Source organism: Robertmurraya korlensis NBRC 107688 (assembly GCF_001591645.1).
Lineage (GTDB): Bacteria > Bacillota > Bacilli > Bacillales > Cytobacillaceae > Robertmurraya_A.
The window spans coordinates 135,752-147,597 of record NZ_BCVH01000008.1 but is presented as its reverse complement, the minus strand read 5'-3'; the positions used below and the strand labels follow the sequence as shown (position 1 = coordinate 147,597).

Genomic DNA, 11,846 nt, shown 5'->3' with positions numbered 1-11,846 from the left:
CTTTCCTTTTAAACGAATTGAGGACTAACTTTGGCTACTTCATTCAAAAATTTCAAAGCCGTAAAGCGGTTACGAAGATGGTGTGCATCCTGTAAGCTTTGGTTTACTAATTGTTCACCTATTCCAAGCTCAGCTGGAGTGCTTACTCCACCTAGTTTTACTAATATCTCCCGAAGCACTTCCGGCTGAGGAATTTCCTCATAAACTCTCTTAATCTCATCTAAATTCTGTATTATTTTATTGGTTATCTGCTGCTCTTCTATCTGATCCAAGCTTTCACTGCTATCCATGAAATCCAAGAAATTCCGTTTATAAATTTCTGAGAGTAGGATGGTGGCCACCGATACTTTTGCACCGTGAAGTACAGCTGGTCGACCTTGTTTTAAAAACTCCATCTCCCAGTAATGTGATAGATGATGCTCACCACCAGAAGCAGGGTGTGATTGCCCAAATAATAGCATGGCTAATCCTGACTTGATTAAAGCCTCTATTAATATTCGAACACCAAGAGCATCTCCGGCTTCAATGTCCTCTACATGTTCCACACATGCTTCTAGTGCATCTCTAGTAATTTGTGCAGAAAGGGGACAATACGGTTCTCCTCCTGCTAAGTGACCTAACTTCCAATCGGCAAGGGAGGTATACTTTGCCATCATATCCCCGAATCCAGCAGCAATCATTTCTTTTGGTGCTGCAGTTAGAATGGAAAGATCTGCGAAAACAGCAACAGGTGAACACATTTGAAAAGTTGTTTTTACTCCCCGGACAATTAGTGGTGCACCTAATGAGGTGAATCCATCAACGGACGGAGCGGATGGGACCGAAACAAAAGGAAGCTTCAGTTTGGTTGCACAAAAGCGAGTAATATCATGGATGGTCCCTGCACCAAACGCAATAAGTACATCCGCTTTGGCTGGTATATCAAGCAATGCTTGAACCAAACTTTTCTCATCAGCAACGACATCGTTATTCTCATCTGGTTTTAAAATGGTAACCGAGAAGGCTATCTGCCTTTCCTTTAGAGATTCTGCTAACTGTTCTACTCCTGCCTTATACGTTTGTGCGTCAGCTATAATGACTACCTTTTGAAACTCTTTACTCTTGATATAATGAGCGGCTTCCTTTAATGCATGATTTCCTATTTTAATTACTTCAATGGGGATGGGATTATGATGATTTCCGCAATCACATTGTCGGCTTAAGGTCATGACGTCTGCGATATAATTCTCCATCTTATTTTCCCTCCTATTTGGATATTAAAATGTTCCAAATTTATAAGTGGTAGCCTTTGTTACTTCTACATCTTTTTCAATCCAACAACTAGGGTATTCGGGATGATGAACCGCATCTGGAAGTCCCTGCGTTTCTAAACATAATCCTAAATATTTACGGGCTGGTACACCCCTGATTTCTCCATTCTCCTGAATCTGAGTTCCAGAATATAGAACCACAGCTACTTCATCTGTTTCAATGGTTAAACTACGACCACTTTGTTCTTCCTTTAAAACAATTTCATGATCGTGGTTAGTATCCAAAATAAATGGATGATCATAACCTTCGCCTGCCAGTTTATTTTGTGAAAAGGATGACTCAGCGCCTTCACGAATACTATGTGCAGCTTTGAAATCAAATGGAGTCCCCTGTACGTCAGCTACCCTTAATGGTAAAAGCTCGTCGTTTAACTCAAGATATTTACTGCTCTTTAATTGAAGAGAATGGTCTAATGTATCACGCTGTAAGTTTCCACTTAAATTAAAATAAGAGTGGTTCGTCATATTTAAAACTGTCTTTTGATCTGATTTGGCTGTATAGCGGATTGTTAGCTCATTTTGGTTATTTAATGTATATAGTACCGAAACATTTAGATTTCCTGGGTATCCCTCTTCTCCATCAGGACTAAAATAAGAAAACTGTACGCCGGCTTCACCTTCACGTTCAATAACCTCTGCATCCCAAATCACCTTATCAAAGCCCTTAAGGCCTCCATGTAGGTGATTCCCGTTATTATTTTTAGCTAGAGGATACGTTACACCATCAAGTTCAAAAGACGCACCAGCAATTCTTCCGGCAAATCTACCAATAACAGCACCTAGATAATAGGAGTCTGTTAGATACTCATCTACCGAGTCATACCCGATGACTACATTTTCAAGAGTTCCATCGCGGTCTGGCGTCATAATTTTTGTAATAATACATCCAAGAGTCATACAACTCACACTCATACCATGGTCATTTTCGAGCGTATATAAATCTACTGTTTCTTCATTTATATGACCAAAGAATTCCTTCACAACTTTCATATGTTCCCACCCTTTCTAAGAACGATAAAATAAATGATTCCATATCACCACATAGGATGATATGGAAAACAATCGTTAATTTTTCTTTGCTAGACGGATTACATTCCAAGATAGCTTTGGTAGTATGGTAGAAACCCTACCGTTATTAATGCTAGCGTTTCCATTTGAGTGCGGTGTAACAGGGGTACCTTGAGCAGAGTTCGTCTGCTTAATATCATCATTTTCTAAAACGATATGCTCAATAACCTCATAACCATCGAAATTTCGAATATCGACTTGTAAGTCTAATCCTTCTTCTAGATGACGATTCACAGCAAAAATAGTTAACGTTTCCTCTTCTTCATTATATACTGCTGTAGACTCTAGGAAAGGAACATCTGTGAAATCTTTACTATCATATTTTTCACTAGAAATGATTGGATTTAATGCCACGCCACGACCGTATACAGATGTGTGCATGTAAGGATAGAAAATCGTTTGCTTCCAAGCAACACCGTTGTCTTCCGTCATAATTGGAGCAATAACGTTTACTAGTTGGGCCAGACATGCGATCTTAAGTCGATCTGCATGCTTAAGCATGGTAATTAACATGCATCCTACTAAAAGGGCATCTTCAAAATTATAAATATCCTCTAGCTGTGGTGGCGCAATGCTCCAAGGCTCGATTTTTTTATCAGCCTCATTGCTGTGGTACCATACATTCCACTCATCAAAGGCCAAGTGGATTTTCTTTTTACTATGTTTTTTCGCTTTTATATAATCACAGATTGATATAACCGAACGGATGAAGTCATCCATTTCTAATGACAATGCTAAATAATTGGCAATATCATTATCCCGATTGCCGTAGTACTGATGTAGAGAAATAAATTCTACATGATCATAAGTAAAATCAAGAACCGTTGCTTCCCATTCAGCAAACGTCGGCATGTTTCGATGTGAGCTTCCACAAGCAACTAGCTCAATACTCGGATCCACCCATTTCATTGCTTTGGCTGTTTCTTGGGCAAGTCTACCGTATTCAGCAGCTGTCTTATGTCCAATCTGCCATGGGCCATCCATTTCATTCCCAAGGCACCAAGTCTTTATTTTGTAAGGATCTTTATACCCATGAGAGATACGAAGATCGCTATAATACGAGCCTCCAGGATGATTACAGTACTCTACTAAATTACGAGCGGCGTCAATTCCTCTTGTGCCAAGGTTCACTGCCATATTTACTTCAGCATTCGCAAGCTTCGCCCACTGCATAAATTCATTGGTACCCATTTCATTTGTTTCGGTTGTTCTCCATGCCAATTCTAATCGTCTTGGGCGTTGTTCAACTGGACCGACACCATCCTCCCAGTTATAACCTGAAACAAAGTTTCCGCCTGGATAACGAACTAGTGGTACCTGAAGCTCCTTTACCATTTCTAATACATCTTGACGGAATCCATTTTCATCGGCAGTCGGATGACCTGGCTCATATATTCCCCCGTACACCGCACGCCCTAGATGTTCGATAAAAGATCCATAAATTCGATTGTCAATTTCAGAGATTTTAAAGTCTTTTTCTAAAATCATTTTCGCTTTATTTTTCATGGTATCTATTCCTTTCTGATTTCATACAGAGTATCGGGAATTACATGCTCTTTAAGTACATTGACTATTTAACTAACCTTTTCCCACTTCGGCTTCCCAGCAAAGGGACAGCTTTTGTTTTTAAACTTCGCTCGATAGCGGACAATACATCCGCTATGAGCACAAGTTGAACCATATTGTAAGGAAGGGCATTCTTCACAAATTTGCAGTCGTTCCTTGTATACCTCTTCTGAAACGATGAGTGAAGGTTGCTCTTCTGCTTCTAAAATTAGTTCCTCTATAACTTCCTCGCTAACAATGACGCTTTCGACGCAGCCTTTACATAAGCTCTTCTCGCTCATGAGATGCACCGCCTATTCTACGGATAAAGTAACTACACTCATTGCTGGCAACTTGATAGATAACTTATTATTTTCCACTGTGAAGCTAGTAAACTCTTCTGGTTTTACAACTTCCGGCTGTTCAAATGTATTATGAGCGTCCATGCTAGTTGCAGTAAGAATGGTACCCGCTACTTTTGAAGTTCCAGCATTTACACCACGAAGGTCAAGTTCTAAAATTGATTCGTTTTGATGATCAATATTACATAAGCTCACATGAATCTTCCCGTCAGCATTTTTAGAGGCAGAAGCTGTTACTTGTGGAAGCTTTTCCCCGTTATATTCGTACTCACCGAATGTTGTGTCTACTGCGATACGTTCTGCATCTTGATGAACTTTGTACATATCAAATACATGGTACGTTGGCGTGAGAATCATTTTTTCGCCTTCTGTCAAAATCATCGCTTGTAATACGTTAACGGTTTGAGCGATATTCGTCATTTGAACCCGGTCATTATGCTCATGGAAAATATTAAAATGTAAGCCAGCAACTAGTGCGTCACGAATCGTATTTTGTTGATATAAAAAACCTGGGTTTGTTCCTGGTTCCACATCAAACCATGTGCCCCATTCATCGATGATCATGCCTATACGCTTATCTGGGTCATACTTATCCATAATTGTGCTGTGCTTTGAGATTAATGTATCCATATGAAGAGCTTTTTTCATCGTAATGAACCACTCGTCTTCAGGGAAATCCGTTGCAGAGCCTTTACCTAACCAGAAATCACCAGGAATGGTGTAATAGTGAAGACTTAAGCCGTCCATTAACCAATGAGCATTTTTCATCAATACTTCGGTCCAATTGTAGTCATCTACGTTGGCACCACCGGCTATTTTATAAATCTTGTTTTGGCCATAATTTCTGACGTAGGTTTGATAACGGCGATACAGGTCCGCATAGTATTCTGGTCGCATGTTACCACCACAGCCCCAGTTTTCATTACCGACACCAAAATACTTCATGTTCCAAGGCTCATCTCTACCATTTTCGCGACGCCAGTTTGCCATTGGTGATTCGCCTTCGAAGGTCATATATTCAACCCACTCAGACATTTCTTGTACCGTTCCACTACCCACGTTTCCACAAATATATGGCTCACACTCTAGCAATTCACAAAGGAGCATAAATTCATGAGTTCCGAAGTGGTTGTTTTCGACGACTCCACCCCAATGCGTGTTGACCATACGCTTACGGTTTTCCTTTGGACCAATTCCATCCTTCCAATGGTATTCATCAGCAAAACAACCTCCCGGCCATCGAAGAACCGGAACCTTTAGTTGCTTAAGAGCTGCTAATACATCGTTACGAATTCCCTTTGTATTAGGAATCGAAGAAACTTCTCCTACCCAAATTCCTTCATATATACATCTGCCAAGATGCTCAGCAAAATGGCCATAAATATTTTTATTAATTTTCCCTTTTGTTACGTCTGCATGAACGATTACACGATTACTCATGGATTTACCTCCTAAAGACGTGCCTTAATTTTATTTACGATGCTTTCTGCCGTAAAGCCATATTCTTTTGCAATTTTATCTCCAGGTGCTGATGCGCCGAATGTTGGAATCCCAATGATTAAGCCGTCTCTTCCTACATACTGTGCCCAACCTAATGGAGAACCCAGTTCAATGGCAACATCAAGCTTGCTGTCAGGTGACAAAATTGAATTTTGATATTCTCTTGATTGCTTATTAAACAACTCCCAAGAAGGCATGCTAATCACTCGAGCTGAAATTCCTTCATTGTCTAGTTCTGACTTTACTTGGAGGGCTAGGTTTACCTCAGACCCTGTAGCCAGTAGTTGAACCGTTGGAATCTCTTTGTCAGCATCTGCCGCAATATATGCACCTTTTGCTATTTCTTCGTTCGCTGTATCAGCATCAATATTTACAGTTAGGTTTTGTCGAGTTAACACAAGCACAACAGGACCTTCTTGATTTTGCACCGCATATTTCCACGCTGCTGCCGTTTCGTTTGCATCTGCTGGTCGAAGGACTGTTACATTAGGAATTCCTCTAAGCGCGGATAATTGCTCAATTGGCTCATGTGTTGAACCATCTTCCCCTACAAAAATACTATCGTGAGTAAATACAAAAATAGCTGGAAGATTCATAAGAGCAGATAGTCGAATAGCTGGTTTTAAGTAGTCTGAGAAAACAAAGAAGGTTGAACCAAAAGGTCTTACTCCTCCGTGCAGCGCCATTCCATTGACTGCCGCTCCCATGGCGAACTCTCTTACACCAAAATACACATTACGACCTTCGTAACTTTCGCTTGAGAATCTTCCCAAGTCCTTTAGGTGCGTCATAGTGGACGACTCTAAGTCAGCTGATCCGCCAAATACATTTGGTATTCTTTGGGCTAAACCGTTTAACACCTGACCAGAGGCAATTCGTGTTGAAACAGAAGAGCCTTTTTCATACACAGGGACGTTTTGATCCCAACCTTCTGGTAGCTCACCTTTCAAGTCTCGCTCCAGTTGAATAGCTAGTTCAGGATAAGTTTCCTTATATTGACTCAACAAGGCATCCCATTCTTGATTAGCCACGATTCCACGTTCTTTAACCTCATTCCAATATTCCCTTACTTCTTCAGGTACAAAGAAATCTTCCTGTGGCCAGCCTAGAAATTCCTTCGTTAATTTGACCTCTTCTACTCCGAGTGGAGATCCGTGCGTCCCTTGATGTCCAGACTTCCCACCTTTGTTCGGACTTCCATATCCTAGTGTTGTCTTTACTTCAATCAAGGTAGGTTGAGTTGTATCCTTTTTTGCTTCTAATAAGGCTAGTTCAATCGCCTCTAGATTATTCTCCTCTTCTACTCGAAGCACTTGCCAGCCATACGCTTCAAATCTCTTTTGAACATCTTCGGAGAATGATAGATGCGCCTCTCCATCTAATGTAATATTGTTAGAATCATATATAACAACTAATTTACCTAGCTTTAAATGACCAGCAAGAGAAGCAGCTTCCGCTGAAACACCTTCCATCAAATCACCGTCGCCACAAATGGCATATGTATAGTGGTTAACTAGCGAGAACCCTTCCCTATTATAAACAGAAGATAAGTGAGCCTCCGCCATTGCCATTCCTACACCCATCGCAATTCCTTGACCTAATGGACCTGTTGTTGCATCTATACCTGGTGTATGCCCGAATTCAGGGTGACCAGGTGTTTTGCTTCCCCATTGTCTAAATTGCTTAAGATCTTCCAAGGAAACATCATAGCCACTTAAATGTAAAAGACTATACAACAGCATCGACCCGTGTCCTGCCGATAGGACAAAGCGGTCACGATTAAACCATGTAGGGTTTGCTGGGTTGTAATTCATAATCTTTGACCATAACACATGACCTGCAGGAGCCATTCCCATTGGCATACCTGGGTGACCTGATTTCGCTTTTTCGATTGCGTCAATGGCTAGTGTACGAATCGCATTGACAGCTACATGCTCTACTGTTTGTTTATCAACTGTTTTATTCAAGGGTGTTCCTCCTCTTTCTTACAATTGGAGGCTATTATTTCTAATAGCCCCACCTAGATTTATTAGATTTTTATCGGTAAATAACTTCGTTCCAGCGTAATTCATTGTTAAAGTCATTTGTTTTTGTATCGTTATTAATGACAACCATTTCAATACCTGTTAGCTCAGCAAAGTCTCTTAATTGTTCTGTTGTGACCTTGTAAGAATAGCAAGTATGATGAGCTCCTCCAGCTTGAATCCAGTTTTCAACCGCTTGGCTTAGAGAAGGTTGAGTTTTCCAAAGTACTCGTGCCACTGGAAGGTTTGGCATTTCTTTTTCCAGCTGAACTGCATCCACTTCATTCACTAGAAGGCGGAAACGGTGCCCTAAGTCAATGATAGAAGCATTTAGCGCTAAACCACCCATTCCATCAAACACGATTCTTGCAGGATCTTCCTTACCACCAATACCTAACGGATGAACTTCAATTCTAGGACGTGTAGCAGATATCGTTGGGCATACTTCTAGCATATGTGCACCAAGGACCATTTCATTTCCTGGCTCAAAATGGTATGTGTAATCTTCCATGAATGATGTTTGCTCATTTCCAGCAATAATCTTCATTAAACGTACCAATGCAGCCGTTTTCCAATCCCCTTCACCCGCAAAGCCGTACCCTTGTTCCATTAATCGTTGAACAGCTAAGCCTGGTAGCTGACGCATACCGTGAAGATCTTCAAATGTAGTGGTGAAAGCTGAATAACCACCTTCTTCTAAGAACGCCTTCATTCCTAGTTCAATTCTTGCTTGGTAACGAATAGATTCTCTAACAGGACCATCCGTTAATCCTTCTGGAACGATTGTATATTTTTCTTCATATTCAGCCATTAGTTGGTCAAGTTCTTGTTCAGAGACATCATTCATTCGTTGAACAAGGTCACCTACACCATATCCATTCACTGTCCAACCAAATTTAATTTGTGCCTCAACCTTGTCGCCTTCAGTAACTGCCACTTGACGCATATTGTCTCCGAAACGAGCAACCTTCAAGTTCTGGCTTTCTGAATAAGCTGCTGCTGTTCTCATCCAGCTTCCTACGCGCTCTTTTACCTCTTGGTTTTCCCAGTGGCCTACAACCACCTTACGCTTAACATTTAATCTACTTGTAATGAATCCATGCTCACGGTCACCATGCGCTGATTGGTTTAAGTTCATGAAATCCATATCAATCGAATCCCATGGAATATCACGGTTAAATTGTGTAGCAAGGTGCAGGAATGGCTTTTGTAATGCCGATAACCCTGCAATCCACATTTTTGAAGGAGAGAATGTATGCATCCAAGTGATAATACCTGCACAATTATCGTCCGCATTCGCTTCTAGCATCACTTTACGGATGGCATCTGCGTCTTTTACAACAGATTTAAATACTAGTTTGTAAGGAACATCTGCATCTAAGCCTTCTACAATGGCACGTGAGTTACTTTCCACTGCTTTTAACACTTCTTCTCCGTACAATAATTGACTTCCTGTAATAAACCAAAATTCATAAGCTTTTGTCGTTAACAAGGTAAATCCCCCTAAATAGAAAATGTATTGGTAGAATCATAGAAATAAACAAGTTATACGTACAAGTAATGTTATTTTTGTCCGTAATACGCCTTTGCTCCATGCTTACGTAAATAGTGTTTATCTAGGATAGCTTGTGCAATCGGGCGAACACCTGGGTTTAACTGATACGCTTGCAGTGCCATTTTAGCCACTTCCTCAAGAACCACTGCATTATGTACCGCCTGGTGTGCATCCTTCCCCCAGCTAAACGGTGCATGGTTTGCCACTAGTACCCCTGGAATGGCGACTGGATCGATTCCTCCAACTGCGAAAGTCTCGATAATAACATTGCCCGTTTCCAGCTCGTAGGCACGATCAATTTCTTCTTTTGTCATCTCTCTTGTACATGGAATTTCTCCGTAAAAATAATCCGCATGTGTTGTTCCTAAAGCTGGGATGGAACGCCCTGCTTGAGCCCAACTTGTAGCCCAAGGGGAGTGAGTATGAACGATTCCCCCAATAGAAGGAAATGCACGATATAGCGCTAGATGAGTGGGAGTATCTGAAGAAGGTCGTAAATTACCTTCAACGATATTTCCTTCTAGATCAACAACTACGAGGTCTTCTGCTTTTAACTCCTCGTACGGTATACCACTTGGCTTTATGACCACCAGATTTTCATCCCGATCAATACCACTCACATTGCCCCAAGTGAAAGTTACTAAGCCATGCCTCGGAAGGTCTAAATTGGCCTGTAACACCTCTTGCTTTAGTTGTTCTAGCATACTGTTTCCTCCTTCTTTTCTGAGGAACTAGCATTCTTAAGCTTTTTCAACGTTTTCATGACATTGTTCTCTCCGCGACCGAAGTAGTCATAAAGGCGAGCATACTCGCTGTATAACACATTATAAACAGCTGCATTCTTAAGCTTCGGTTGGTAATACTCATCCTTCACTCGGCCCATTTCATTTGCTGCATCAGTGATGGTGTCATAACCTCCGCGCTCTTTTCCTGCTGCAACGGCTCCAAACATCGCAGAACCAAGTGCAGGTGTCTGAGATGAAGCAGAGATTTTAATATCCATATTTAAAACATCAGAATAAATTTGCATCATCAATGAGTTTTTCTCAGCAATACCACCAGCTGCGTATACTTCATTCACTGGTACACCATTTTCTCTAAATGTCTCAACAATCATTCTAGTGCCATACGCTGTTGCTTCAATTAGTGCTCGGTAAATTTCTTCTGGCTTTGTTAGAAGGGTTGCTCCTAATAAAACACCTGTTAAGTCTGCGTCCACAAGAGTTGAACGATTTCCGTTCCACCAATCTAGAGCAAGTAGTCCACTTTGCCCCACATTCAGCTGGCTTGCCTTTTCAGTGAGCAACTGGTGAATGTTAACTCCTTTTGCATTCGCCTCATCATGGTAGCTTTCAGGTACACAGTTTTCTGTAAACCACTCAAAATGATCACCCACACAAGATTGCCCTGCCTCATATCCCATAAAGCCAGGAAGAACACCATCCTCAACGACACCACACATACCCGGAACAATTCGTTCTTCTTCTCCTAGTAAAATATGACAAGTTGACGTTCCCATAATCATTAATAGTTTTCCAGCTTCCGTGATACCTACAGCTGGGACTGCCACGTGTGCATCCACGTTTGCAACTGCTACAGCTGTGCCAGGTTTTAACCCTGTAAGCTTGGCAGCAGCTTCCGTAATTTCTCCTGCTTTAGCACCAATTGGAAGTATTTTAGTAGATAGCTTTTCTTCCACTACATTTTCTAACCTAGGATCTAGTGCTTTAAAGAAATCCTTCGAAGGATATCCTTCTTGCTTATGCCAGATGGCTTTATATCCAGCCGTACAGCTATTACGGTTAATTTCACCTGTTAACTGGTAAATGACCCAGTCTGTTGCTTCTAAAATTTGATCCGCCGCTTCATAAATATCCGGTGCCTCATTAAGGATTTGCCATACCTTTGGAACCATCCACTCGGAGGAGATCTTTCCACCATAACGCTTTAGGAATGCTTCCCCACGCTGTTCAGCAATTTCATTCAAACGATTGGCTTCATCCTGTGCTGCATGATGTTTCCATAACTTGACATAGCTATGTGGATTTGCACGATATTCTGGCTTTAAGCATAACGGAGTTCCGAATTTATCAATTGGTAATACCGTACAAGCCGTAAAATCAATCCCTACCCCAACTACATCCTCAGGTGAAACTTGAGCTTTCTCTAACACTTCTGGAATCGTAATCTGTAAAACTTCTAAATAATCTGTTGGATGCTGAAGTGCCCAGTCGTGCTCTAACTTCGTCGTTCCATCTGGTAAAAACTCATCCATCACACCATGTGTATAGGGTTTAACAGCGGTTGCTACTTCCTTGCCTGTTCCAATCTCGACAAGTACTGCTCTTCCCGACTGTGTTCCATAATCAACACCAATTGAATACTTAACCATTTTCATCACCCTGCCTTAGAAAGAATGCGTTTACAATAAGGTAAAAAAGATGATCCGAGGTTTGACTTTTCAATCATCATCGGATTAAAT

The 11,846-nt window shown here is 41.1% G+C and carries 9 protein-coding genes; all 9 read right to left on the bottom strand.

Annotation, left to right across the window (positions count from 1 at the left end):
- Positions 1-8 precede the first annotated feature (8 nt).
- Positions 9-1,232 carry a sn-glycerol-1-phosphate dehydrogenase gene (locus BKO01S_RS12845; RefSeq protein ID WP_066054365.1) on the bottom strand — a complete coding sequence of 408 codons (1,224 nt, stop codon included), beginning with the start codon at positions 1,230-1,232 and terminating at the stop codon, positions 9-11.
- Positions 1,233-1,256: 24 nt separating this feature from the next.
- Entirely contained in the window at positions 1,257-2,300 is a 1,044-nt protein-coding gene (locus BKO01S_RS12840) for an aldose epimerase family protein (RefSeq protein WP_066054363.1), read from the bottom strand.
- A 75-nt stretch (positions 2,301-2,375) separates the two neighbouring features.
- Complete coding sequence (arfA, locus tag BKO01S_RS12835; RefSeq protein WP_066054361.1) at positions 2,376-3,884, bottom strand: arabinosylfuranosidase ArfA; 1,509 nt, start codon at positions 3,882-3,884, stop codon at positions 2,376-2,378.
- Positions 3,885-3,952: 68 nt separating this feature from the next.
- A complete protein-coding gene (locus BKO01S_RS12830; RefSeq protein ID WP_066054359.1) occupies positions 3,953-4,225 on the bottom strand; it encodes a DUF6171 family protein in 273 nt (90 codons plus the stop codon).
- A 12-nt stretch (positions 4,226-4,237) separates the two neighbouring features.
- Positions 4,238-5,725, bottom strand: coding sequence for an alpha-N-arabinofuranosidase (locus BKO01S_RS12825; protein WP_066054357.1), 1,488 nt, complete (start codon positions 5,723-5,725; stop codon positions 4,238-4,240).
- A gap of 11 nt (positions 5,726-5,736) precedes the next feature.
- Positions 5,737-7,752: a transketolase gene (tkt, locus tag BKO01S_RS12820; RefSeq protein WP_066054353.1), complete on the bottom strand. Its 2,016-nt coding sequence runs from the start codon at positions 7,750-7,752 to the stop codon at positions 5,737-5,739.
- 70 nt (positions 7,753-7,822) lie between these two features.
- Positions 7,823-9,301, bottom strand: coding sequence for an L-arabinose isomerase (gene araA / locus BKO01S_RS12815; protein WP_066054351.1), 1,479 nt, complete (start codon positions 9,299-9,301; stop codon positions 7,823-7,825).
- A gap of 71 nt (positions 9,302-9,372) precedes the next feature.
- Positions 9,373-10,068 (bottom strand): L-ribulose-5-phosphate 4-epimerase, encoded by a 696-nt coding sequence (gene araD, locus BKO01S_RS12810; RefSeq protein WP_066054349.1) that lies wholly within the window; start codon positions 10,066-10,068, stop codon positions 9,373-9,375.
- On the bottom strand, positions 10,062-11,762 hold the full coding sequence (gene araB, locus BKO01S_RS12805; protein WP_066054347.1) for a ribulokinase: 1,701 nt from the start codon (positions 11,760-11,762) through the stop codon (positions 10,062-10,064). The genes araD and araB overlap by 7 nt, the downstream gene beginning before the upstream one ends.
- Between the last annotated feature and the right edge of the window lie 84 nt (positions 11,763-11,846).